This is a genomic window from Agromyces bracchium (genome assembly GCF_009709675.1).
GTDB classification, from domain to species: Bacteria; Actinomycetota; Actinomycetes; order Actinomycetales; family Microbacteriaceae; genus Agromyces; species Agromyces bracchium.
This window is the reverse complement of record NZ_WMLB01000033.1, coordinates 192,659-216,928: the sequence shown is the minus strand read 5'-3', so window position 1 is coordinate 216,928 and position 24,270 is coordinate 192,659. Positions and strand designations below refer to the sequence as shown.

The 24,270-nt window shown below is 71.8% G+C and carries 20 protein-coding genes and 1 tRNA gene; 7 read left to right on the top strand and 14 right to left on the bottom strand.

The genetic code is table 11. The annotated features are described in order from the left end of the window. Positions 1-14: 14 nt before the first annotated feature. A complete protein-coding gene (arr, locus tag GJ743_RS14925) occupies positions 15-425 on the bottom strand; it encodes an NAD(+)--rifampin ADP-ribosyltransferase (protein WP_328289235.1) in 411 nt (136 codons plus the stop codon). A 114-nt stretch (positions 426-539) separates the two neighbouring features. Here arr and GJ743_RS20245 point away from each other — a divergent pair, with 114 nt between their 5' ends. Further along, a complete protein-coding gene (locus tag GJ743_RS20245; protein WP_155052670.1) occupies positions 540-2,090 on the top strand; it encodes an adenylate/guanylate cyclase domain-containing protein in 1,551 nt (516 codons plus the stop codon). Between the two features lie 117 nt (positions 2,091-2,207). Here GJ743_RS20245 and GJ743_RS14915 read toward each other — a convergent pair whose 3' ends face one another. Beyond that, complete coding sequence (locus tag GJ743_RS14915; protein ID WP_155052669.1) at positions 2,208-4,238, bottom strand: primary-amine oxidase; 2,031 nt, start codon at positions 4,236-4,238, stop codon at positions 2,208-2,210. An 84-nt stretch (positions 4,239-4,322) separates the two neighbouring features. On the opposite strand from GJ743_RS14915, the gene GJ743_RS14910 reads away from it, so the two are divergent. After that, positions 4,323-4,898, top strand: coding sequence for a DUF5134 domain-containing protein (locus GJ743_RS14910; RefSeq protein WP_155052668.1), 576 nt, complete (start codon positions 4,323-4,325; stop codon positions 4,896-4,898). Here GJ743_RS14910 and GJ743_RS14905 read toward each other — a convergent pair. Beyond that, entirely contained in the window at positions 4,895-6,433 is a 1,539-nt protein-coding gene (locus GJ743_RS14905) for an APC family permease (protein ID WP_155052667.1), read from the bottom strand. The two genes, GJ743_RS14910 and GJ743_RS14905, sit on opposite strands and share 4 nt — an antisense overlap. A gap of 277 nt (positions 6,434-6,710) precedes the next feature. On the opposite strand from GJ743_RS14905, the gene GJ743_RS14900 reads away from it, so the two are divergent. Next, positions 6,711-7,646 (top strand): AraC-like ligand-binding domain-containing protein, encoded by a 936-nt coding sequence (locus tag GJ743_RS14900; RefSeq protein ID WP_407645248.1) that lies wholly within the window; start codon positions 6,711-6,713, stop codon positions 7,644-7,646. Positions 7,647-7,661: 15 nt separating this feature from the next. On the opposite strand, the gene GJ743_RS14895 is transcribed toward GJ743_RS14900, so the two are convergent. The 5 genes from GJ743_RS14895 to GJ743_RS14875 all read right to left on the bottom strand — a co-directional run bounded on the left by GJ743_RS14895 (position 7,662) and on the right by GJ743_RS14875 (position 13,005). Beyond that, entirely contained in the window at positions 7,662-8,432 is a 771-nt protein-coding gene (locus GJ743_RS14895; protein WP_155052666.1) for an alpha/beta fold hydrolase, read from the bottom strand. Further along, a complete protein-coding gene (locus GJ743_RS14890) occupies positions 8,429-9,091 on the bottom strand; it encodes an isochorismatase family protein (protein ID WP_155052665.1) in 663 nt (220 codons plus the stop codon). The genes GJ743_RS14895 and GJ743_RS14890 overlap by 4 nt, the downstream gene beginning before the upstream one ends. A gap of 94 nt (positions 9,092-9,185) precedes the next feature. Next, entirely contained in the window at positions 9,186-10,694 is a 1,509-nt protein-coding gene (locus GJ743_RS14885) for a D-alanyl-D-alanine carboxypeptidase/D-alanyl-D-alanine-endopeptidase (protein ID WP_328289233.1), read from the bottom strand. A gap of 70 nt (positions 10,695-10,764) precedes the next feature. Continuing rightward, positions 10,765-11,985, bottom strand: a complete 1,221-nt coding sequence (locus GJ743_RS14880; protein WP_328289232.1) for a M20/M25/M40 family metallo-hydrolase — start codon at positions 11,983-11,985, stop codon at positions 10,765-10,767. Between the two features lie 30 nt (positions 11,986-12,015). Then, a complete protein-coding gene (locus GJ743_RS14875) occupies positions 12,016-13,005 on the bottom strand; it encodes a Gfo/Idh/MocA family protein (RefSeq protein WP_155052664.1) in 990 nt (329 codons plus the stop codon). 110 nt (positions 13,006-13,115) lie between these two features. Here GJ743_RS14875 and GJ743_RS14870 point away from each other — a divergent pair, with 110 nt between their 5' ends. Next, entirely contained in the window at positions 13,116-13,934 is an 819-nt protein-coding gene (locus GJ743_RS14870) for an SGNH/GDSL hydrolase family protein (protein ID WP_196217019.1), read from the top strand. Between the two features lie 10 nt (positions 13,935-13,944). Continuing rightward, entirely contained in the window at positions 13,945-14,829 is an 885-nt protein-coding gene (locus GJ743_RS14865; protein WP_155052662.1) for an SGNH/GDSL hydrolase family protein, read from the top strand. Between the two features lie 126 nt (positions 14,830-14,955). On the opposite strand, the gene GJ743_RS14860 is transcribed toward GJ743_RS14865, so the two are convergent. Then, the gene (locus GJ743_RS14860; protein ID WP_155052661.1) at positions 14,956-15,696 is read right to left on the bottom strand and encodes a hypothetical protein; all 741 of its coding nucleotides are present in this window, start codon (positions 15,694-15,696) and stop codon (positions 14,956-14,958) included. 172 nt (positions 15,697-15,868) lie between these two features. On the opposite strand from GJ743_RS14860, the gene GJ743_RS20240 reads away from it, so the two are divergent. Both GJ743_RS20240 and GJ743_RS14850 read left to right on the top strand, forming a co-directional pair. After that, the gene (locus GJ743_RS20240) at positions 15,869-17,020 is read left to right on the top strand and encodes a sensor histidine kinase (RefSeq protein ID WP_155052660.1); all 1,152 of its coding nucleotides are present in this window, start codon (positions 15,869-15,871) and stop codon (positions 17,018-17,020) included. After that, positions 17,017-17,691, top strand: coding sequence for a response regulator transcription factor (locus tag GJ743_RS14850; protein ID WP_328289231.1), 675 nt, complete (start codon positions 17,017-17,019; stop codon positions 17,689-17,691). The genes GJ743_RS20240 and GJ743_RS14850 overlap by 4 nt, the downstream gene beginning before the upstream one ends. An 82-nt stretch (positions 17,692-17,773) precedes the next feature. On the opposite strand, the gene GJ743_RS14845 is transcribed toward GJ743_RS14850, so the two are convergent. From GJ743_RS14845 to topA, 5 genes are all read right to left on the bottom strand, one after another. After that, positions 17,774-17,849: transfer RNA gene (locus GJ743_RS14845), tRNA-Thr, on the bottom strand. Between the two features lie 95 nt (positions 17,850-17,944). Then, positions 17,945-19,474, bottom strand: coding sequence for an alpha/beta hydrolase (locus tag GJ743_RS14840; protein WP_328289230.1), 1,530 nt, complete (start codon positions 19,472-19,474; stop codon positions 17,945-17,947). Further along, positions 19,471-20,646, bottom strand: a complete 1,176-nt coding sequence (locus GJ743_RS14835; RefSeq protein WP_328289229.1) for a DNA polymerase III subunit delta' — start codon at positions 20,644-20,646, stop codon at positions 19,471-19,473. Before GJ743_RS14835 ends, GJ743_RS14840 begins: the two co-directional genes overlap by 4 nt. Before the next feature lie 91 nt (positions 20,647-20,737). Beyond that, positions 20,738-21,358, bottom strand: coding sequence for a dTMP kinase (tmk, locus tag GJ743_RS14830; RefSeq protein WP_328289228.1), 621 nt, complete (start codon positions 21,356-21,358; stop codon positions 20,738-20,740). Next, positions 21,355-24,156 (bottom strand): type I DNA topoisomerase, encoded by a 2,802-nt coding sequence (gene topA, locus GJ743_RS14825; protein WP_328289227.1) that lies wholly within the window; start codon positions 24,154-24,156, stop codon positions 21,355-21,357. The genes tmk and topA overlap by 4 nt, the downstream gene beginning before the upstream one ends. Between the last annotated feature and the right edge of the window lie 114 nt (positions 24,157-24,270).

Here is a 24,270-nt window from a genome sequence, read left to right as displayed (position 1 = left end):
GCCGGCGTCGCGCCTCAGTTGATGATCTCGCCGCGCTCGTCCGCCGCGAGCTCCGCCAACCGATCCCGCCACGCCTGCAGCGCCTCGGGCGCGAGCCGGGTCCAGTCGGAGACCTCGGCGACGACCCGCAACGGTTCCGTGCTCCGATACGACCGCGTCGGGTTGCCGGGGAACTTCCTGTCGGTGACGTTCGGGTCGTCCTCGAACGATCCGGTCGGCTCGACGGCGTAGACGCGCGGCTCGCCGTCGCCGACGGCGAGTTCGGCCGCGAGGCCGGCGCCATCCGGAAGCGCCGTGAAGTAGACGTGGTTCATGACCACCTCGGGGCGGTAGTTCGAGCGGAACCCCGCCGTCAGGAGGTCCCCGACCCCCAGGTCGGCCTTCGTGCCGTGGTAGAACGGCCCCTCGTCCAGTGCGTCGCTCACCGGGACAGCGTAGACCCCCTTTCCCCGACCCGAGCCCCGGCGACGGCACGTCCGCGTACTACGCTGACCCCGAACCAGCCGAGCGGGTACCCAGCTGCGGAAGGGGCGTGCAGCGTGAGCAACTCACCGACGTCGTCACGACGGGTCTCCCGCAGGGTCGCGACGCTCATCTCGGCGGCGACCGTCTTCGGCGCCCTGATCGTCTTCGCCTACTTCGCGCTGATCGATCCGATCCCGGTCGATGAAGCGGCGGTCTCGCCGCTCGAGACCGAGGGCATCGTGGTGTTCGCGGTCGCCGGTGTCGTGATCCTCGTCGCCGCGATCGCGATGGTCGTCTGGCTCGGGCGACCGATCCGGAGATGGCTGCGCCTGATCGAGGCCGGCACGCCCGCCTCGGAGATGCCGCCGAACGTCGCCCGGCTGGTACTGATCTGGCCCCTCGTGGGGGCCTCACTGGTCGCCGCCGGCAGCCTCGTCGTCGCGATCTTCCTCTCGATCCTGTACGACGATCCGGGCAACTTCGTCGGCATCGCCATCGGCGGCGCGGTCGGCACGACGATCGTCTACTTCGGCACCGACCTGATCTGGCGGGAACAGATCCCGACCTTCTTCCCGGACGGGGACCTGAGCAGCATCCACGCGTTCCGGCTCTCGGTACGGCGGCGGTTGCTGCTGGCCTTCGCCCTGATCGGAGGGCTCACGCCGACCCTGCTCGTGGTCCTCACGCAGGCACGCACTCGCGCGATGCTCGACGCGGAGAATCCGCGGGCGATCCTGGACAACCTCGTCGTCGTGCAGCTGTACATCCTCGGAGTCGGCCTGCTCGCCGGCGTCATCACGGCCGTGCTCGTGGCGCGGGCCATCGTGGGGCCGCTCGAGGCGTTGCAGGCGGCGATGGGTCGCGTGGAGAACAGCGAGCTCGACACGAGGGTCGCGGTGACCACCAACGACGAACTCGGCTACCTGGGCGAGCGATTCAACGTCATGACCGACGGGTTGCGTCAGGGCGAGCGGCTCCGGGAGCTGTTCGGCCTCTACGTCAGCGCCGAGGTGGCGCAGGCGGCCGTGGAGAGCGGGGCCGGCCTCGGCGGCACGCTCGTCGACTGCACGGTGGTCTTCTCCGACATCCGCGACTTCACGACGCTCAGCGAGCAGATGCCGCCCGCGCGACTGGTCGACGTGATCAACCGGTACATGACGGCGATGGTGTCGGTCATCGTCGACCACGGGGGCGTGGTCACACGCTTCGGCGGGGATTCCGTCCTGGCGGTGTTCGGCACGCCGCTGAATCCGATGGCCGATCATGCGGACCGCGCGGTGAGGACGGCGATCGGGATGCGTCGAGCCCTGGCGGCGTTCAACGACGAGGAGACCCTCGACCGTCTCCCGAACCTCCGCTCGGGGATCGGCATCGCGACCGGACCGGTCATCGCCGGGAACATCGGCGGCAGGGAGCGCATCGAGTACACGGTGATGGGCGATGCAGTCAATCTCGCCGCTCGGTTGGAGGAGAAGACCAAGGAGGCCGGCGCGCCCATCCTCATGAGCGCCGAGACGTACCAGGCACTCGACGGCGCCGACGCCCCGCACGCCCGCGCGTTGACGGATCTGGAGATCAAGGGGAAACGAAGCCCTGTGACCGCCTACGCCCTCGCCGAACCCTGACCGGTACCAGTCCGCGACTGGTCGGCGCGCGCGAAGTGCACCCCTTGCACGGGAACGACGACGGGCGGATGCCGCGCCCCCGCGACATCCGCCCACCGTCGTTCGGTCGACCGGGCGTCAGGCCCCGTGCCCGTGCGCGTGCCCCGAGCAGGTGCACTCGCCGGCAGCGCAGTGGCAGCCGCCGGCCGCGGCATCCGTGTGGCAGGCCATGCCCATCGCCTCGGAGGAGGGCACGTTCAGCGTGGGGTTCCGCCCGAAGAAGCCGTAGGGCTTGAGCGTGAACTTCGCGTAGTCGACTGGCATGACCGGCCAGTCCTCGACGCGCGGGAAGTGCGTGGGGCCGAAGGTGTGCCAGAGGACGATGTCCTCGCCGTCGATCGAGCGGTCGGCTTCGGTGTAGCGCGGGAGGCCGTCGCCGCCGGGGTTCTGGTTCACGAGGTCGCCCGCGGGGTAGCGCTCGTCCTGGTCGTAGCGCGTGACCCAGAGGTGCTTGCGCGTGAAGCCGGCGCGCTTGGCGATGACCGACTCGGGGTCGGCGAGCAGCGTCGGCGAGCCCTGTGCGAGCAGCTCGTAGGCGACGGGGCGGCCGAGCCGGTTCTGCTTCTCGGTGTTGACGATGTGCCAGGCCCGGCCTGCGACGGGGTCGGCGTCGCGCGCGCCCTCGGCCTCGGTGCGGAGGCGTGTCGTGCGCTTCGTGAAAGCGTTGCCGTAGGGGTTGCCGTCCCCCATCGGCACGCGCACCGCGTCGACCTCCTCGACCGCGTTCGCGACGCCGTCGACCATCATGTCGAGCCGCGCGCTGAACAAGTGCTGGTGGTACGGCGCCCCGAGACCGGGTGCGACCTCGCTCGCGTGATCGCCCGCCTCCGGGTCGTACGCCGATGAGAAGAGCACGCCCGTGAGCTTCGCCTCGCACTCGATCGTGCCGTCGAGGTACAGGTACCAGTAGAAGCCGTAGTCGTAGTTGCCCACCGTGGTGAAGAAGCTGATCACGAGGCGCCGCTGGCGGCGCACCTCGTTCGACCCGGTGTAGATGTCGGTGTGCTTCCAGAGGGTCCCGAAGTCCTCCTCGTGCATGCAGATCGCGTTCGGGATGACGCGGGGGTGGCCGAACTCGTCGGCGATCGTGGCGTCGAAGTAGTGGATCTCGCCGAGGCAGTCGCACCCGAGCTGCAGCGAGTTCGCGTAGCGGCCGAACACGTACTCGCCGGTGTCGAAGTAGTTCTGCCAGAACCGCGCGGGCGACGGGTCGCCGTACGGCACCACCATCTCGGCGATCGAGGCGCGGTAGACGATGTCGCGCTCGGCGCCGCCCTGGTCGGCGTCGACGTAGCGGATGCGGCGGAGCACGAGCCCCTCGCGCGCGTCGAACGCGAGCGAGAAGCGCCAGTTCGCCCAGCTGACCCGGTCCTCCTCGACGGTGAAGCTCGGCCCCTCGGGCTGGGTGATGCTGATCGGCTTCAGCGTGTCGAGCGGCGCGCCCTGCACCTCGGGGTCGTCGAAGTTCCCCGACTCGGCGGGGATCTCGAAGACCTTGTGGTCGACGAGCTCGAACATCCGGCCCTCGATCATGTCGACGTAGGCGCAGAGGCCGTCGACGGGGTGCGCCCAGCAGTGGTCCTGCTCGTCGTGCCGCATGAAGGCGAGCACGCGGATGACGCGACGCCCGCGCTCGGCTTCGAACCCGTACTCCCCCGCCGAGAGCGGGGCGAGCGCGACCTGCTCGTGCGTGATGCCGCGCTTGGCGAGGGCCTCGTGCCAGTCGGGCTCGGCGCCCAGCAGGTCGTAGATCGCCTCGAACTCGACGTCGAGGATCGGGACCTGGCCGTTCGCGCCGTCGATCTCGGTGCGGCTGACGATCGCGCGGTCGGTGACCGAGACGCGGACGTCAGCCGAGGCGCCGGTGGCGCGGTCGAGCAGCAGGACGCGAACGATGCGGGGCAGCTCGGCCCCCGCGAGGACGTCGGGCTTGGCCGGCTCGTCGAGCCCGACGTAGACGAACCGCGTCTGCTCGGCGAGGAGGCCCGCCTCGGCCAGGATCTCGCGCGTCGCGTCGATCTCGGCGGCCGTCAGGCCGCGCAGGGGATCCGCCACAGGCCGGCCCTGATCGGGTGACCGGTGCCGCTCGGCGGCTCGGGTGGTCGACATCGTCGTCATGGTGCACCTCGTTTTTCTCTACGTTTGTCGAGTAATATAGCCGGACTCACCGGAACAGGGAAGATTCGGGGACGAATGGCCGAGATCGCACACGGAGTCATGCTCGCGGGCGCGCTCGCCGGCACCGGCGCGACGCTCGCGCGGGGTCGGCGACTGCGGGCCCTGGATGCGCTCGCCGCGCTCGCGATGCTCGCCGCCATGCTCGACACGGCGTTCACCGGCGTCCTGCCCGGAGTGGCGTGGGCGGCCGTCCTCGTCCTCGCGGGCCTCGCGATCGGCATCCGCTCGCGCCTCGACCGGTCGCGCCGGTCCGCTTCCGCTGTTCCGAAGGGCCCTCGGCCGGTCGGCTCCCGCAGTCGCCCACTTCACGACCTGCACCACGCGCTGGCCCTCATCGCGACCGGATGGCTCGTGGCCGCCGCCGGTCGCAACGACGCCGGGGTGTCCGGTGCGACGCACGCCCACGCCGCCGCGCTCCTCCCCGCCGGGACCATCGTCGTGCTCGCGGTGGTCGCGCTCGGCGCGTGGGTCGCGGCTCGCGCGCTGCGCGAGGGCCGCCGCGGGGTCGGCCACGGCGTGATGGCGGCGAGCATGACCGTCATGCTCGCCGCCATGGCCGCTCCCGGCCTCGCGACCGCGCTGGGGGCCTAGAACCCCCGGTGCGCCGGGACCTCGACGACGGCCGCCTCGGCCTCTTCGATACCGTGGCCGACCCGGGCGTAGAGCTCGGGGTTGCGCCGGCGGATGACGAGCCCCCACACGACGCCGGCGATGCCCGGGACGATCAGGAGCGCGGGCAGCACGAACGTGACCGCGGTGGTCTCGGCCTGGCCGAGCAGCACGTTGAAGTTCGCGAGGATGAGCACGAACACCGCGAACAGGACGACCGCCGAGATCGCCGGCGCGATGAGCGTCTGCCAGGCGCCGAGTCCGCGTCGGTCGCGGCGGAAGAACCCGATCACCGCGATCGCGATGACGCCCATGAGCAGCACGAGCCCCATGGCACCCGTGTTCGTGAGCCACGTGAACATCGTGAGGACCGGGTAGAGGAACTCGACCGGCGCGAAGTCGGCCTTCAGCCCCATGACCTCGCCCGCGATGACGAACCCGAGCGTGACGACGATCGCGATCACGCTCTGGGCGACCGAGCCGGCCCACGGCGCGCGCGAGGCGGCCCGGACCGAACCGAGGCCGCGGTGCAGCACGCCCTCGCGTCCGAGCGAGAAGAGGTAGCGCGCGACCGCGTTGTGGAAGGACTGCAGCGCCGCGAAGAGGCTCGTGAGGAACAGCACCTGCATGAGGTCGCTCACGATGACCGGCGCGTGCTCGCCCATGAAGACGAACATGAGGTCGGGGCCGTAGGTCGCCGACGCCTCGACGATCTGCGACGGTCCGATGCCGACGGTGAAGGCCCAGGCGCTGAACGCGTAGAACACGCCGATGATCGCGACCGCGGCGTAGGTCGCGCGCGCGACCGTGCGCTTGGGGTCCTTCGACTCCTCGCCGTAGATGGCCGCCGACTCGAAGCCCATGAACGCGGCGACGCCGAACGAGAGCACCGCGCCGACACCGGGCACGAACAGGTTGGCCGGCTCGATGCCCGCGGTGCTCACGCCCTCGGGCGCCACGGCGAACGAGACGAGGTCGAAGACGAGCACGGCCGCGAACTCGAGCGCGACGAGGATGCCGAGCACCTTCGCCGAGAGGTCGACGCGGTTGACGCCCAGCGCGCCGACGACGGCGATGCAGGCGAAGATCCAGAGCCACCACGGCGTGACGAGCCCGAACTTCGCCTCGAGGAACATCGACAGCTGGAAGCCGAAGAGCCCGTAGATGCCGACCTGCATGGCGTTGTAGGCCACGAGCGCGACGAGCGAGGCGCCCACGCCGAAGGGCCGCCCGATGCCCTGGGCGATGTAGGCGTAGAACGCGCCGGCGTTCGTGACGTAGCGGCTCATCGCGGCGTAGCCGACGGCGAAGACGGCGAGCGCCGCGGCGAGCACGATGAAGCCCACGGGCACGCCGATCACGCCGGTCACGGCGAAGGTCGTGGTCACGCCGCCGGCGACGACGGTGAGCGGCGCCGAGGCCGCGATGATCATGAGAGTGACGGATGGCACGCCGAGGCGCCGGTGGCCGAGTGCCCCGGTCGCCGCGGGCGTCGACGTCGTCGTTGAGGAGGTCATGGCTGGGGATCCCTTTGTCGACGGAGGGCGAGCCACGGCGGCATCGCCCGGTTCCGGCCCATGGTTCCGTGCGCCGACGTCCGGGACTTGTCGGAGAGCGTACGCCAGTTGACGTCGACCGCAGACCCGCCCTGTCGCTTTTCGCTCAACGGGCGTAGAGTTTCCTCTCGACCCGGACATCGTCGTCCCACCCAGAGATGAGGTGCATCCCGTGCCCCACGGTTCCTCCCCCTCCCCCGCTCTCGCGTCGGACGCGCCCGCCGCTGACGCGACCGCCATCGACACGTCGGCTCTGCCGCTCGACTTCGCCGAGTTCAGCGCACTCGCCTCGCAGTCCTTCGTGCCGCTCCGGGTCCGCTCCGACGATCCCGACGCGTTCCGCGGCGACATCCGTGCCTCGGTCGGCGACGACATCCAATTGTCGGTGGTCACCGCCACGGGCCACGAGATCCACCGCACGCCCGAACTCGTCGCGCGATCGGAGCATCGCTCGTTCAAGCTCGGGCTCCAGCTCTCCGGCACCGGCCTGCTCATCCAGGACTCCCGGGAAGCCGTGCTCCGACCCGGCGACCTCACGATCTACGACACCGATTCGCCCTACACGCTCGTCTTCGAGGAGGCGTTCAGCACGCTCGTGCTCATGGTGCCGCACCGGATGCTCGAGCTGCCCACCGACGCCGTGCAGGGCATGACCGCGGCCCGCATCGCGGGCGACCAGGGCCTCGGCCGCGTCGTCGCGCGCTTCCTCGCCGAGCTGGCGGGCGACCTCGACCAGCTGGGCGGTCCCGTCGGCGGCCGTCTCGCCCGCAACGCGGTCGACCTCGTCGCGACGCTCTACGCCCGCGAGCTCGACGTCGCCCGCGACGCCGACCGCCCTCATCGGGCGATGCTGCGCGGCATCCAGGCCTGGCTCGAGGACCGGCTGGGCGACCCCGACCTCACGCCGGCGACGATCGCGGCGGCGCATTTCATCTCCACGCGCCACCTCCACGCGATCTTCCACGAGGAGGGTCTCACCGTCTCCAGCTGGATCCGCTCGCGGCGGCTCGACCGCTGCCGCCGCGAACTCGGCGACCCGCTCGCGGCGCACCGACCGGTCGCGCAGGTCGCCGGCCGCTGGGGCTTCGCCGACGCCGCGCACTTCAGCCGCGCCTTCCGCGCCGAGTTCGGCGAGCCGCCGAGCGCCGTCCGGGCTCGCGCGACCGCCGCGTGACGCGGGCCCCGGCGCTCAGACGAGGAAGTCGATCGCCGCGTCCTTGAACGTGCGGGACGTCAGCGTCGAGACGTGGTCGCGGCCGCGGATGGTGATGAGGTCGCTCCCCCAGTCGAGCGCGAGCTGCTGGACGCCCACCGGCACCGGGTCCTCCTCACCCGCGACGAACAGCACCGGGATGTCGCCGGGGATCGCGAGCGGGGCACCCGAGACGCCCTCGACGCACGCGAGGAGCGCGTCGCGGTCGGCGCCGGCGCGGATCGCCGGACCGAGCACCTGGGCGATCACGGGGTTCCGAGGCGCCGTGCCGTCGTGGAGGTAGGCGCGTGCGTCCTCGACGTCCCACGTCGCGAAGAGCTCCGTCGGTCCGGCACCTCCGACGACGACCCGCCGAACGCGATCGGGCGCGAGCTCGCAGAGCGCCGAGATGATGCGGTTGCCCATCGAGTAGCCCACGGCGTCGCAGCGTGCCGCGCCGGCCGAGTCGAGCACGGCGACGAGGTCGGCGCCGAGCCGGTCGGGCGCGTACGCGTCGGCCGTCACCGGCTTGTCGCTCGCGCCGTGCCCGCGAAGATCGGTCGTGATGACGCGACGCCCGGACTCCACGAGCGCGCGCACCCACCCCGTGCCGTCCCACGTGATCGTCGAGTCGGACGCGAAGCCGTGCACCAGGAGCACGGGCGGGCGTCCCGACTCGGCGTCGTCGCCGTGCACGCGGTAGGCGATGAGCACCCCGTCGGGCGCCTCGGCGTGCAGGATCGGGGCCGGGGACGACTGCTCGTTCACGCGCGACCCGCCTCGTCGTCGGCCGGCGAGCCGGCGGCATCCGCATCGGGACTCTCGACCACCTCGCCCGGTGGCAGCTCGGACGACTCCACGATCGCCGCCCCGGCGTGGCCGAGCTCGGCGATCGCCGCGTCGGACGTCTCAGTTGCGACGCCCGCGATCAGGTCGCGGAGCACGCGCACGTGCCTCCCGTGCTCGATCGCGTCGAGCGCGCTCGCGCGCACGCAGTAGTCGGTCGCGATCCCCGCGATGTCGATGTCCGTGATGCCGTGCCGCTCGAGCACCTCCGAGATCGACGCGCCCGAGTCATCCGTGCCCTCGAAGATCGAGTAGGCGGGCACGCCCTGGCCCTTGCGGATGTGCACGTGGACGCCGCTCGTGTCGAGCGCGGGGTGGTACTCGGCGCCGGGCGTGTCGGCCATGCAGTGCTTCGGCCATGTGCTCACGAAGTCGGGCTCGGCGTCCGTCGCGAAGTGCCCGTCGTTGTGGTCGTCGGGGTTGTGCCAGTCGCGGGAGGCCACGACCAGGTCGTAGCGTTCGGCGTGCTCGGCGAGGTAGGCCGTGATGCCGGCAGCCACGGCCGCACCGCCCTCGACGGCGAGCGCGCCGCCCTCGGTGAAGTCGTTCTGCACGTCGATGATGAACAGGGCCCGACTCATGATCGGCTCCTTCGCTCCTCGGGTCTCGGGCGGGGTTCTTCCGGCCGCCGCTCCCATTCTGTCGCGATTCGCGGATGCCGCGGCGGGCCCTCGGTCACTCGTTCGAGAGCTCGTCGCCGCAGCGGTAGAAGCCGGTCGTGAGGGTGTCGATCGCGACCTTCGCGTCGGCCGTGATCTGCGAGACGTCGCCGAGTGCGTAGATCGCGAAGGTCAGGGTCGTGCCGTCCTGGGCGTGGATGATGCCGCCGAGCGTGTAGCCCGTGTCGATCCATCCGGTCTTGGCGAACACCGCGCCGTGCGCGGCGGCGTTGTCGCCCGCGAACCGGTCGGCGTACGACAGCGACCCGCGCTGTCCGGCGATCGGGAGCCCGTCGCGGATGACGCCGAGGTTCGCCTCGCGCGCCTCGACCTTCGCGAACAGTCGCGTGAGGTACGCGGGCGGCACCGCGTTGTCGGGCGAGAGACCCGAGCCGTCGATGACGCGGATGCCGCCGCGCGCGATGCCGTACGCCTCGAGCGCCTGGCGCACGGCCGGGTCGATCGCCTCGAACGTGTTGCCGGTACCGACCGCGATCGCGACCTGCCGGGCGAGCATCTCGGCGACGGTGTTGTCGGAGACGACGAGCGACTTGTCGACGAGCTGCGCCACGGTGGGCGACCACACCCGACCGAGCTCGGTCGCGCCGCCGGGCGCCGTGCCGCGCTCGATCACCGAGACGCCGCCGAGTTCGGCCGCGAAGGCGTCGCCCGCGCGACCGACCGCGTCGGCCCCTCGACGCGAGGTGTTCGCGTACGGGTCGTCGCGGTCGCCGTCGACCATGAGCGCCGTGATCTCGGGCATGTAGCCGAGCTCGCGCTCGGTCGGCGCCCAGCTCGCGTGCCAGGTCTCGCCGCCGAAGTACGACGCGTCGAGGACGAGCTTCGTGAGCGGCGGGTTCGACGGGTCGGCGTCCCACGCCGCCCGCACCTGCCGGGCCAGGTCGTCGAGGTGCGCGGCACCCGGGTAGACCGTCTCGTTGCCCGTCGCGGTGCGCGAGAGCGTCAGGTCGCCGCCGCCGACGAGCACGACCGATCCGGGTTCGGAGCCCTTCACGACCGTGGTCGCGAAGCGGTCGTCGGGCGAGAACACGGCGAGCGCCGCCGCCGCCGTGACGACCTTCATGACGCTCGCGGTGCGCGAGGCCGTGAGACCGCCGCGGTCGAAGAGCACCTCGCCGGTCTCGGCGTTCATGACCTGCGCCTGCAGGTTCGCCAAGCGCGGGTCGGCGGCGAGGCCTGCGACCGAGCAGGTGCGGACGCGCGCCGCCGGTTCCGGGGTGGGCGTCGGCGTGGCGGTCGGCGTGGGCGTCGGTGTCTGGGTCGGGGTCGGCGTCGGGGTCGCCGTCGGCGACGCGTCGTCGCCCGTCATCGTCGCGGCGAACGCGACGGCCGTGCCGAGCAGTCCGACGGCGGCCACGGCGGCGACCGCGGCGAGCACGCGATGCTCGGCGATCAGCGAGCGGATGCCGCGTGGGCGGGTGGGCTTCGACGGGACGGGGTCGCCCGGCGGCCGGGGCCCGCCCGGCAGGGGCGTCGCGCCCGCGGCATCCGTCTCATCGTTCACCCGGGCATTGTACGGACGCCGCCCGGGCGACTCCCGAGTGCCGGCGCCGTCCTCCGCGGCCCGAACGCCGTCAGCGGGCGGATGCCGCGGTGTCCGGCTCCCCGCAGAAGTCCCTGATGACTCGGCCGATCACCGCGACCAGCGTTTCGAGCGACGCGACCGACACCCACTCCTCGTCGGCGTGCGCGCCCCCGCCCGACGGACCGACGAGCACGACCGGGATGTCGGCGGCGGCGATGAGCCCCGCGTCCGTCCACCACGGGTCGCCGCGGCGGACCGCGGTCGCACCGGTGACGCCCTCGACCGCGTCGAGCACGGCGCGCGCGATGCGGCTCGTGGCGTCGGCCTCCATCGCGGGCCGTGCGACGAGCGCGACCACACGCGCGGGTCGCGACGCCGCGAGCACGCGCTGGAGCTCGGCCATCGGGTCGGCATCTCCCGGCAGGGTGCGCCGCTCGACGACGAGCTCGCAGCGATCGGCGACGGTCGCGGCATCGGTCCCACCCTCGACGGCAGCCACGCGCACGCTGCCCGATCCGAGCAGCGGATGCCGCGACCGCGCGTCGAGCTCGGCGCCGAGCGCGCGCAGGGCGACGAGCCCGTCGAGCGCGCGGTCGATCGCGTCGACCCCGAGCTCGGGCTGCGAGCCGTGCGCCGCGACCCCCTCGTACTCGACTCGGTACCAGGCGAAGCCGCGGTGCGCGAGCGTGACCTCGAGGTCGGTCGGCTCGAGCACGACGGCGCCGTCGGGGCGACGATCCGCCGACTCGGCGTGCGTCTCGTCGGCGTCGATCGCGGCCAGGAGCTCCTCCATGCCGCTGGAGCCGAACTCCTCGTCGGCCGCGAACGCGAGGACGACGTCGCCCACGAGATCGCGTGGCGCGTCGGCGGCCGCGATCATCGCCGCGGCGAGTCCGCCGGCCATGTCGTACGCGCCGCGGCCGACGATCCGGTCGGGGTCGGCGTGCGCGGCGCCATCCGCCCCGGTGCCGTTGCCTTTGCCGGTGCCGGTGCCGGTGCCGGTGCCGGTGCCGCCTACCGTGTCGAGATGACCGGCGAGCAGAAGCGTTCGGCCGCCACCCGTGCCCCGCCGTCGCGCGAGGACGCTGGGCCGCGCCGCGTCGGCGCCCACGAGTCGCGCCTCGAATCCACGCCCGGCGAGCCACTCCGCGATGATCACCGCGATCTCGCGCTCACCCGCCCCGCCGGCGACCAGCGACGGATTCGTCGCGTCGACCTCGACCAGCCGGCGTGTCAGCGCGGCGACGTCATCGGTCGACTGCACGGACACGCCCTCGCCTCTCGCGTCGTACGCGCCCGATCAGTCCTCGCCCGGGTACCGCAGGCCGATCTCCGCTCGGATGCGGTCGAGCGTGCCCATGATCGCGACCGACTCCTCGGTCGGAAGGATGTCGCCGCCGTCGAGACGACCATCGGCGACGAGCTGCTCGAGCGCTGCGGCCTGGTAGTGCATGCCGCGGCCGTTCACCTCGGAGGTGAACTCCTCGATCACGGCGTCGTCGTGCCCGATGACGCGGAAGCTCGTGGGCGTGTACCAGACGCCGTCGATCTCGATGCGCGCCTCGGAGCCGAGCACGAGCGCCCGGTTCGGCCCACGGGCGTCGCTCGCCGAGAACGTCGAGGCGATGCGTCCGTCGACATAGCCGAACTGCACGGCGACCTCCGCGTCGGCGCCCGTCTCCTTGAAGATGGCGGTCGACTGGATGACGGCGGGCTCGCCGAAGAGATCCCACGCGAACGAGATCGGGTAGATGCCGAGGTCGAGGAGCGCGCCACCACCGAGCTCGAGGGCGTTGAGGCGGTGACCCGGGTCGTCGGAGAGCTTCTGGGTGTGGTCGGCGATCATCGAGCGCACCTCGCCGATGGTGCCCGACGCGATGATCTCGCGGATGCGCACCATGTGCGGGAGGTAGCGCGTCCACATCGCCTCGAGCACGAGCACGCCCCGCGCGCGGGCCGCGTCGGCGACGATGCGCGCCTCGGCCTCGTTCAGCGTGAACGGCTTCTCGACGAGGACGTGCTTGCCCGCCTCGACCGCCGCGAGGGCCGAGGCCGCATGCCACGGATGCGGCGTAGCGACGTAGATCGCGTCGACCTCGGGATCGGCGAGCAGCGCGTCGTAGCTGCCGTGGGCCGTGGGGATGCCGTGCTCGTCGGCGAACGCCCGCGCCGACTCCGCTGAACGGGAGCCGACGGCCCGCACGTCGAAGCCGTTGGCCAGCAGGTCGGAGGTGAAGAGGCGGGCGATGCCGCCGGTGGCGAGGATGCCCCATCGCAGTCGTGCCGTCATGCGCGCCAGCCTAGCGGCGACCTCCCCTCCGATGGATCCGGAGGTGCGCATCCAGATGACACCTGTTCTGGGATATGCGGAAGACTCACGTTTGCCGCTACGTTTCGGCCATGTCGGCACATTCGAACCGAAGGAGCCGCATCGTCGGCTCGATCGCCGGGGCCACCGTCGCCCTCGTCGCCGTCTTCTTCGGCGCCGCTCCATCCGCCCTCGCCGCCAAACCAGATCCGGTCAACAGGTACGTCTCGCTCGGCGATTCGTATGCGGCAGGGCAGGGCGCCGGCATCCCGCTCGACGGATGTCTCAGGTCCGATGCCGCCTATCCCGTCCTGCTCGACGCGGTACCGAGGACGAACCTGCTCCGCCAGGCCGCCTGCACCGGCGCGACGATCTCGAATGTCGCGGAGTCGCAGCTCTCCCAGGTGAACCGCGGGACGACCCTCGTGACGCTGACCGTCGGCGGCAACGACCTCGGCGTCGGCGAGATCCTCGCGATCTGCGCGCCTGACCCGGAATCATTCGCCTGCGCGACGGCCGTCTTCGAGGCCGAGCAGCTCCTCACCTCCGGAGTCATCGGGCAGCAGTACGTCGGGCTGCTGCTGGCGATCGCAGAGCGCGCACCCAACGCGCGCATCGTCGTGACCGACTACCCGGTCCCCTTCGTGAGCGGATGGAGCGCGCTGACCGACTCGGTGAACGCCGCGACCCTCGCACTCGACGCCCAGATCGGCGCCGCGGTGGACACCGTCGGCGCGATGAGCATCGAGGTGGAGTACACGAGCCTCGCGTTCGCGTACGTCGGCCATCAGGTCGGCGACCTCGAGCCGTGGCTGGGGGCCGACCAGTTCGACCCGCTGACCTTCCTGCACCCGACCGCGACCGGTCAGGCCGTCTACCGCGACGCGATCCTGCTCGTGCTGGCGAGCTAGGGGCCCACTCATGTCGAAGGTCGAAGCCGTCACGACGGTCTCCTCGCAGGTCGAACGCCGGCGCGTCGCACTGCTCGTCGCCGCCCTCCTCGCCGCACTGGCGCTCGTGCTCGGCGCCGCCGTCGCCGGGCCCGCGGATGCCGCATCCGCTGCCGTCGCGACCGGCAAGCCCGACAAGCCGGGCGGCGGCGGCACGACCGAGCAGAAGTACTCCGCACTCGGCGATTCCTTCGCGTCCGGCACCGGCTCGGGAAGCTACATCGACTCCACCAGCTGCGACCGCAGCAGCCTGAGCTACCCCAAGGTGCTGGACGCGGACGCGACGGCGAACGTGCAACTCGTCGCGTTCCCCGCCTGTTCGGGCGCCTCGACCGCGGAGGTCATCAGCTCCCAGGTGAAGTCGATCGCGAGGGGCACGACCCGGGTGACGCTCACGGTCGGCGGGAACGACCTCGGCTTCACGAACGTCATGACGTGGTGCTTCGTGATCACGTGGTTGCCGGGTCGGTGCGACTCCTACCTCGACACGGCCGAGTCGCTGATCTCGAACGGGACGATCGGGGCTCGGATCACCTCGACCGTGAACGCGATCGCGACGAAGGTCCCGAAGGCCAAGATCATCGTCACCGGCTATCCGCTGCTCTTCGACCCGGCATCCGGGTATGCGAACGCCGCCAGGGTGAACGCCGACACCGTTGCCCTCAACGCGGCGATCAGGGCAGCCGCCGAGGGCGCCGGCGCGGTCTTCGTCGACGTGGCCGGCCCGTTCACAGGCCACGGGATCGGAAGCGGCGAGCCGTGGATCAACGGCTTCAGCAACCCGGACATCGCCGCACACCCCACCCAGGCTGGCAACGCCGCCTACGCCGAGGCGGTTCGAGCCGTCATCGGCTGAGGCGCGCGGGTCCTCCTCGATCCGCGGTCGGCACTGCCCGTCCTCGCTCGACAACCGAAGGCCCCTCCGATGGAGGGGCCTTCGGCGCGGGTGCGCGCCGGTCGCGCTCGACCGCTCGGACTGCGATCAGGCCGAAGCTGCGGCGCCGGCCGATGTTGCAGCATCCTGCCGTTCCTTATCCTCGGGTGCGGCCTCGAGCACCGTCGTCCAGGCGCCGACCCCGCCGCGCAGCACCGCCACCGCCGCGCCGGTGAACGCGATGACGCCGAGCACGAGCGACGTGTACGTGATCCAGGCGCCGGAGAGGAAGTTCGGCAGCAAGAACTCGACCACGGTCCACGCGAGCAGCGCGATCGCGACCCACCGCGGCACGACGGCGGAGCGCAGCAGCGCCACCGCGACGAGGATCACGCCGAGCACGGTGCCCGCGAGCCCCGCGAGGAGGTACGGGACGAAGTCGCCGCCCTGCGTGGTCGCGAACGCCGCCTGCGCCGCGTCGAGGTCGCCCGACTCGAGGGCGTACCGCGCCATGCCGAGCGTGACGAGGCTCGCGCCTCCGAAGGCGGCGTGGCCGAACGCGCCGAGCCCGCTGAAGACGGCGCCGAGCGCGGCGAGCACGGGCGAACGGTGACTCGTTGCGTGCGCGAGCCCGACGAGGCCGATCGCCCAGAACACCTGCGACCAGAGGAAGAGCTGAAGCCCGACCGCGGCCGATGCGGAGCCGGCCAGGAGCTCGACGTACTCGCTCGGGTCATCGGGGAACTCGGGCTGCAGCAGCATCCCCACCGCGGCGAGGACGATGGCCGCGACGAGTGAGCCGGCGACGAGCCCCCGGCGGACGGACGGCAGTGCACGGGACGTGGACATGAGCGATCTCCCCTCGATTCGGCCGCGGCTGCTCCGCGGCGACGGCACGACGCTACGAGCGCCACGACGGCGAGCGCATCGGTCGCGCGGACCGCCACGATCACCCGAAGTCGACTCGCGGATCACCCGCGGGTGATTCCGCCGATGGCGTGCGGACCGCTAGCCTTCGGTCGTGGACCGCCGCACCCGCTGGCATCTCGCGCAGGACGTCGCCGTCGCCGCGCTCATCGCGGCGCTCGGACTCGCCGAGGTCTGGGTGCCGTTCGAGTCCGTGCAGGGCTCGGGCTCCCCGGTGCTCAGCACGGTGGCCATCCTCGTCTGCGCGGTCCTGCTCGCGCTCCGCCGGATCGTCCCGCTGGCCTTGGTCGGCGTCCCGATGACGTGGGTCGTGTGCTTCGTCGCGACCGGCGGCGACACGCAGGTGCTGTTCTTCGGTGGGTTCCTTCCCCTCCTGCTCGCCCTCTACACGGGCGCACGGCACGGCGACGTGCGCACCTCAGCGACGGTCTGCGGCTCGATCTTCGCGGCCGTGGTCCTGGCCGATCTCTTCGTGCCCGAACTGCAGGGACCGAGCGAGATCTTCTTCCACTGGGGCGTGCTCCTCACGATCTTCCTCGTCGGCATGGGCATGCGGCTCTCAGAGCGGCGAGCGGTGGATGCCGCGGTGCGGGCCAGCGCCGCGGAGACCGAGGCCCGCGAGGCCGCCCTCCGCGCGGTCTCGGAGGAGCGCGCACGGATCGCCCGCGAGCTCCACGACATCCTCGGCCACTCGGTGAGCGTCATGGTGGTGCAGGCCGGAGCCGCGGCCGAGGTCGTCGACGTCGACCCGGTCGCCGCGCGTCGCGCGATGGAGGCCATCCGGACGACGGGCACCGATGCGCTCGCCGAGGTGCGCCGTGTCGTCGAGCTGCTCCGCGAGGACGAACACGAATCACTCTCGCCCCAGCCGGGCATCGCCCGTATCCCCGAGCTCATCGCGCGGGCGCGCGACTCCGGACTCGTCGTGGAGTTCCGGGCCGATGACACGAGTGACCTGTCGGCGGGCCGCCAGCTCGCCGTCTACCGGGTCGTGCAGGAGGCGCTCACCAACGTGCGTCGCCACGCGCGCGCGGCATCGGCCTCGGTCGCGATCGACCGCTCGGTCGACCGCATCGACGTCACGGTGACCGACGACGGCGATGCCGCGGGTGCCGACCGCCCCGCCGGTCATGGGCTCCTCGGCATGCGCGAGAGGGTCATGCTCTACGGCGGCACGCTCGAGGCCGGGCCGGGGCCGAGCGGATGGCGCGTCCACGCGACGCTCCCGATCGGAGCCGGGTCGTGAGCGGGCCCGCGCCGACGCGCGTGCTCCTCGTCGACGACCAGGAACTCGTCCGGGTGGGCTTCCGGCTCATCCTCGAGCGTGCGGGCATCGACGTCGTGGGCGAGGCCGCCGACGGTGCGGCCGGCGTGGCCGCCGCTGCCGCGCTGGAACCCGACGTCGTCCTCATGGACATCCGCATGCCGGTCATGGACGGCATCGAGGCCACGCACCGCATCCTCGACGCCGACGCCTCGCGCCGGGTGCTCGCGCTCACGACGTTCGACCTCGACGAGGTCGTGTTCGCGGCTGTGCGGGCGGGCGCGTCGGGGTTCCTCCTCAAGGACGTGCCGCCCGCCGACCTGGTGCACGCGGTCGGGGTGGTCTCCCGCGGGGAGGCGATGCTCGCGCCGACGGTGACGGCGCGGCTCCTCGAGCGGTTCGCGTCGGCGCCGTCCCCCGACGCCGTGCTGCCCCGGGACCTCGACCTCACCGAGCGCGAGGTCGAGATCGTCCGCCTCGTCGCGCGCGGCCGGTCGAACGCCGAGATCGGCGCGGCGCTCTTCCTCAGCGAGTCGACGGTGAAGACCTACGTCTCGCGCCTCCTCGCCAAGCTCGGCGCCCATGACCGGGTGCAGATCGCGATCCTCGCCTACGAGTCGGGGCTCGTGCGCCCCGGCGAGCGATCGCCCTGACCAGCCGGCGCGGCGGCATTCCCGGGCCTTCGGGTATGCCCCGGAACGCCGGAAGGCCCGGACATCGTCCGGGCCTTCCGGGTGGAGCCGCCTGAGGGAATCGAACCCTCGACCTATTCATTACGAGTGAATCGCTCTGCCGACTGAGCTAAGGCGGCGTGGCATCCGTTGCGAATCGCACCGAACGGCACGAGAGACCATGTTAGCGGGTTTTCGGAGCCCTCATGACCACTCGGTCTCCGTGCGCCCGCCGTCAGCACCGCGGGTCGGATGCGGGCACGGTGCCGTCGATGAGGAAGTCCTCGACCGTGTCGTCGATGCACGCATTCGACTTGCGGTAGGCGGTGTGCCCCTCACCGTCGTAGCTGACGAGGAAGCCCGAATCGAGCTGCTCGGCGAGCGCCTCGGCCCACTGGTAGGGCGTCGCGGGGTCGCCGGTCGTGCCGATCACCATGATCGGCGCCGCACCCTCGGCGGTGATCGCGCTGCGATCCGCTTCGCTCACGACCGGCCACTGCGCGCATCCGATGTCGCCGAAGCCGAAGTACGGCCCGATGATCGGCGCGGCCTCTGCGAGCGCGGCCGCATCGGCGCGCATCTTCGCCGGATCGTCGTCGTAGGTGTAGTCGAGGCAGTTGATCGCGCGGAACGCCTCGGTGGAGTTGTCGGCGTAGGTGCCGTCTTGTTCGCGGCCGTTGTAGAGGTCGGCGAACAGGAGCGCGGTGTCGGCCTCGCCGAACATGACGGACTCGAACATGTCGCTGAGGTAGGGCCAGCTCTCGACGCTGTACAGCGGGTAGATGATCGCGGTGACGAGCGCGTCGGCCCCGAGCATGCGGCCGTCGGTCCCGCGAAGCGGGCTCGCGCCGACCGAGGCGAGCAGCCGCGACACCTCGTCGGCCGCGGCGTCGACCGAACCCGAGAAGGGGCAGTCCTCACCGGCGAGGCAATCCCCGAGGTAGGCCTTCAGGGCGTCCTCGAATCCGACGGACTGCGCGACGTTGACCTCCTGGTTGCTCGCCGTCGGGTCGATGGCGCCGTCGAGCACGAGCCGGCCCGTCTTCTCGGGGTAGAGCCCGGCGTAGGTCGCCCCGAGGAACGTGCCGTACGAGTAGCCGAGGTAGTTCAGCTGCTCGTCGCCGAGGATCGCGCGCAGCAGGTCGAGGTCGCGTGCGGCGCTCTCGGTGTCGACATTGGCGAGGAGCTCGCCGGTCTCATCGGCGCAGGCCTGCCCGAAGTCCTGGTTCGCCGCGGTGACCTCGGCGATCCACTCGTCGCTGCCGCGCTCGGCGGGCACGATGCCGTACAGGAACTCGTCCATCTGCGCCGCGTCGTAGCAGGTGACCGCCGACGACCGGCCGACGCCCCGCGGGTCGAACCCGACGATGTCGAACCGCTGCTGCAACCGTGGCCCGGTGGCGTAGTCGATCGAGTCTGCGATGAACTCGTACCCGGAACCGCCCGGACCGCCCGGGTTCACGAGGAGCGAGCCGATCTTGTCGCCACTCGTCGGTCGGCGGACGAGCGCGAGCTCGATCTCGCCGGCCGCCGGATCGCTCCAGTCGAGCGGGGCGGTCGCCGTCGCGCACAGCTTGTCGTCGCAGCGCTCCCACTCGAGCACCTGCGAGTAGAACGGCTCGAGCTCGGTCGCGACGGTCTCACCGGTCGGCTCGGACCGATCGGTGCCGCCGCCGAGGAACGACGGCACGCTGCATCCGGCCAACACCAGGACGGATGCGACCACGGCGGATGCCGCGGCGATCAGCCGTCGCCGCGCCGTCACGAGCGCACCCCGCGAGCCGGCTCGGGCCGACGGATCGCCGAGACGAGCATCGCCTCGAGCGCGAGCGTGGGCTGGACGTTGGCGTCGATGCGGATGCGGGCCTCCTGGATGGCGTCGAGCGTCGCGAGGGTCTGCGCCGGGGTCGCGGATGCCGCGGCGCGGGCGATGTCGGCGGCGATCTCGAGGTTGACGAGGTCGACCTCCGCACCGAGCTGGGTGACGAGGATGTCGCGGAACAGCGACGCGAGGTCGACGAGGATGCGGTCGATCCCGTCGCGGAGGCTCCGGGTCGCGCGACGCTTCTGGTCCTCCTCGAGCGCGCGCAGCTGCGACCTGAGCGCCGCGGGCACCGCCTGGCCGGGCGCGACGCCGAGCGAGCGGAGCGTGTGCTCGCGCTCCTCCGCGTCGCGCAGCTCGGTGATGGCCTTCGCGTCGTCGCCCGCGATCTCGAGCAGTCGCGCCGCCGTGAGCACGGCGCCCGGCGTGGACCGCACGTGCAGCGCGAGCCGCAGCGTCTCGTCGCGCCGGTCGCGCGCCTCGGCGCTCGTGGCGAGACGGTGCGCCATCCCGATGTGGCTCTGCGCCTCGCGCGCCGCGCGCTCGGCGATGTCGGGGTCGACGCCGTCGCGCCGCACCAGGAGGTCGGCGACCGCCGCGATGTCGGGCACCTGGAGCCGCACGGACCGGACGCGCGAGCGGATCGTGGGGATCAGGTCGGCCTCGCTCGGCGCGCACAGGATCCAGACCGTGCGCTCCGGCGGCTCCTCCAGCTCCTTCAGCAGCACGTTCGAGGTCTGCTCGGTCATGCGGTCGGCGTCCTCCACGACGATCACCCGGTGGTGGCCGACGGATGGCGCGTAGTGCGACCGCTCGACGATCTTGCGCACGTCGGCGACCTTGATGATCACGCCCTCGGTGGCGAGCACGTGCAGGTCGGGGTGGCTTCGCGCGGTCACCTGCGCGCGCGTGGCCTCGTCGCCGTCGGGGGTGCCCGAGAGCAGCGCCTCGGCGAACGCGTACGCGAGGTTCGATCGACCCGATCCGGGCGGCCCGGTGATCAGCCACGAGTGGGTCATGTCGGCCGTGACGCGTGCCTCCGACGCCGCCCGGGCGGCGGAGCGCAGCACGGCGATCGCGGCATCCTGACCCGTCAGGTCGCTCCACACGGTCACGGTTCCACGCTACCTTCGGCCGCGGACAGCGGCGCTGTGAGGCGCCTGACCATGTGCCGAGCGGATGCCTCGGGGCGGGCGACGGGCCGGCTCACGCCAGCGTCTCGACCCGCGCACGGATCGTGGCGTGGATGTCGTCGACCGGCAGCGTCGCGTCGACGACGAGGAAGCGGTCGGGCTCGGCCGCGGCGAGCGCGAGGTACGCCTCGCGGACCCGCCCGTGGAACTCCCCCGCCTCGGCCTCGAGCCGGTCGTACCGCGTCCGCGCGCCGTCGAGTCGGCGACGGGCGACGTCGGAGGGCAGGTCGAGGAGGATGGTGAGGTCGGGCGCGAGGCCCTCGGTGGCCCACTCGGAGATCGAGCGGACCTCGCGGGCGTCGAGGACGCGCCCGGCGCCCTGGTAGGCGACGGACGAGTCGATGTAGCGGTCCTGCACGACGACCTCGCCGCGCGCGAGCGCCGGTCGTACGACCGTCGCCACGTGGTGGGCGCGATCGGCGGCGTACAGCAGCGCCTCGGCGCGCGGTGCGATGTCGCCGCGGTGGTGCAGCACGATCTCGCGCACCTCGACCCCGACGTCGGTGCCTCCGGGCTCGCGCGTGCGCACCACGGTGCGCCCCTCGGCGGTGAACCACTGCTCGAGCAGTTCCGCCTGGGTGGTCTTGCCCGATCCGTCGCCGCCCTCGAGGGTGAGGAACAGCCCGCGACTCACGAGGTCTTCTTCGCCGTGCGCGTGCTCGTGCGCTTGGCCGGCGCCTTGGCCCCCGACTTCGCGGTGGTCGTGCGCGTGCCGCGTGCCGGGGCCGGCCCCTTGTCGCGCTTGATCTGCAGCAGTTCGACGGCGCGCTCGAAGGTGATGTCCTCGACGGACTCGGCGCGAGGGATCGTGGCGTTCGTCGTGCCGTCGGTCACGTACGGGCCGAAGCGGCCGTCCTTGACCTTGATGGGCTTGCCGCTCACGGGGTCCTCCGCGAACTCCTTGAGCGCGCTCGACGCGCGACGCGCGCCGTACTTCGGCTGGGCGAAGAGCTCCTGCGCACCCGCGAGGTCGATGTCGAAGATCGCATCCTCGCTCGGGAGCGTGCGGGTGTCGGTGCCCTTCTTGAGGTACGGGCCGTACCGGCCGTTCTGCGCGGTGATCTCATCGCCCGACTCGGGGTCGAGCCCGACGACGCGCGGCAGGTCGAGCAGCTGGAGTGCGGTCGCGAGGTCGACCTCCTCGATCTGCATGCTCTTGAACAGCGACGCGGTGCGCGGCTTCGGCGCGGCGGCCTTCTTGGTGCCGCGCTTGGCCGTCTTCGCCGGCTGCGCCTCGACGACCTCACCGGTCGCCGGGTCGACGGATGCCTCGGCGGCCTCGGGCTCGGGCTCGAGCTCGGTCACGTAGGGGCCGAACCGGCCGTCCTTCACGACGACCTGCTTGCCGTTGTCGGGGTTCACGCCGAGCACTCGATCGGTCTGCACGGGCGCCTCGATGAGCTCGCGCGCCTTCTCGGCGGTGAGCTCGTCGGGCGCGAGTCCCTCGGGCAGGTTCACGCGCCGCGGCGGCGCGTCGGCGGCCGCGTCGGGGTCGACCGTCTCGAGGTACGGGCCGTACCGGCCGATCCGGAGCGTCACGCCCGGGCCGATCACCATCGAGTTGATCTCGCGCGCGTCGATGTCGCCGAGGTTGTCGACGACCTGACGGAGGCCCGTGTGGCGGTCGCTGCCGAAGTAGAACTCGTTGAGCCAGTCGACGCGGTCGGCCTCGCCCGAGGCGATGCGGTCGAGGTCGTCCTCCATCTCGGCGGTGAAGTCGTACTCGACGAGGTCGCCGAAGTGCTCCTCGAGGAGGCGCACCACCGAGAACGCGACCCAGCTCGGCACGAGCGCCTGGCCGCGCTGCGTGACGTAGCCGCGGTCGAGGATGGTCGAGATGATCGAGGCGAACGTCGAGGGGCGACCGATGCCGAGCTCCTCGAGCCGCTTGACGAGGCTCGCCTCGGTGTAACGGGGCGGCGGGCTCGTCTCATGGCCCTTGGCCTCGAGCTCGGCGAGCCCGACGGCCTCGCCCTCGGCGAGCTGCGGCAGCTTCGCCTCGCCCGGGGCCTCGTCGGCGTTGCGCTCCTCGTCTCGGCTCTCCTCGTAGGCGGCGAGGAAGCCGCGGAAGGTGATCACGGTGCCGCTCGCGGTGAACTCGGCGATCGTGCCGGCGACGGCGGCCGTGGGCGTCTCGGGCGCCGCGGCATCGCTCGCCGTCGGGCCGACCTCGATCGTGACGGTCGCGGTCTGCCCCTTGGCGTCGGCCATCTGCGAGGCGACCGTGCGCTTCCAGATGAGGTCGTACAGCTTGAACTCGCTGCCGCGGAGCACGCTCTGCAGCTCGGCGGGCGTGCGGAAGACCTCGCCCGACGGGCGGATGGCCTCGTGCGCCTCCTGCGCGTTCTTCGACTTGCCGGCGTAGGCGCGGGGCTTGTCGGGCACGCTGTCGGCGCCATACAGCTTCACGGCCTGCGTGCGCGCGGCCTGGATCGCCTGCTGCGAGAGCGACACCGAGTCGGTGCGCATATAGGTGATGTACCCGTTCTCGTAGAGCGACTGCGCCACGCGCATCGTGTCACGGGCGGAGAGCCGGAGCTTGCGCGCCGACTCCTGCTGCAGCGTCGAGGTCGTGAACGGCGCGGCCGGGCGCCGCGAGTACGGCTTCGACTCGACGCGGCTCACGCGGCGCGCGACGGTGTCGTCGCGCAGTGCCGCGGTCAGCGACTGGGCGGTGGCCTCGTCGAGCACGACGGCCTTGCCGGTGAGCCGGCCCGAGTCGTCGAAGTCGCGGCCGGTGGCGATGCGCTCGCCGCCGACGCGCACGAGGCGGGCCTCGAACGACGAGGACTCCTTCGTGAATCGTCCGATCAGGTCCCAGTACGACGCGGCGACGAACGCGAGGCGTTCGCGTTCGCGATCGACGACGAGGCGCGTCGCGGCCGACTGCACCCGGCCCGCGGACAGGCCCGGCCCCACCTTGCGCCACAGCACGGGCGAGACCTCGTAGCCGTAGAGCCGGTCGAGGATGCGGCGGGTCTCCTGCGCGTCGACGAGCGCGGTGTCGAGCTCGCGGGTCTGGTCCTTGGCCTTGAGGATCGCGTCCTTGGTGATCTCGTGGAAGACCATGCGGCGCACCGGGACCTTGGGCTTGAGCTCCTGCAGCAGGTGCCACGCGATGGCCTCGCCCTCGCGGTCCTCATCGGTGGCGAGCAGGAGTTCGTCGGCGCCCTTGAGCGCGCGCTTGAGTTCGGCGACCGTCTTCTTCTTGGCGTCGGAGACGACGTAGTAGGGCTCGAACCCGTTCTCGACGTCGACGGAGAACTTGCCGAGCGAGCCCTTCTTCAGCTCGGCGGGGAGGTTCTTCGGCTCGATGAGGTCGCGGATGTGCCCGACCGACGAGAGCACCTCGTAGCCGTCGCCGAGGTACTGGGCGATCGACTTCATCTTGGTCGGCGACTCCACGATCACGAGTTTCTTCGCGCCAGACACCGGACTCCTCTTGCTCATGGACGGAAAACGAGGGACGCACATCATCGCCGCGCCCCCGAGCGGTGTGCCATCGGCCGGCGGATGACGCCGACATGGCACACCATACACACAACG

Bases quoted from the DNA above. Each gene is read 5' to 3' on its own strand.
- GJ743_RS14910 (WP_155052668.1), top strand. From the start codon at position 4,323: ATGGCCGAGATCGCACACGGAGTCATGCTCGCGGGCGCGCTCGCCGGC.
- GJ743_RS14860 (WP_155052661.1), bottom strand. From the start codon at position 15,696: ATGTCCACGTCCCGTGCACTGCCGTCCGTCCGCCGGGGGCTCGTCGCC.
- GJ743_RS14870 (WP_196217019.1), top strand. From the start codon at position 13,116: ATGTCGGCACATTCGAACCGAAGGAGCCGCATCGTCGGCTCGATCGCC.
- GJ743_RS14905 (WP_155052667.1), bottom strand. From the start codon at position 6,433: ATGACCTCCTCAACGACGACGTCGACGCCCGCGGCGACCGGGGCACTC.
- GJ743_RS14915 (WP_155052669.1), bottom strand. From the start codon at position 4,238: ATGTCGACCACCCGAGCCGCCGAGCGGCACCGGTCACCCGATCAGGGC.
- GJ743_RS14875 (WP_155052664.1), bottom strand. From the start codon at position 13,005: ATGACGGCACGACTGCGATGGGGCATCCTCGCCACCGGCGGCATCGCC.
- GJ743_RS14890 (WP_155052665.1), bottom strand. From the start codon at position 9,091: ATGAGTCGGGCCCTGTTCATCATCGACGTGCAGAACGACTTCACCGAG.
- GJ743_RS14865 (WP_155052662.1), top strand. From the start codon at position 13,945: ATGTCGAAGGTCGAAGCCGTCACGACGGTCTCCTCGCAGGTCGAACGC.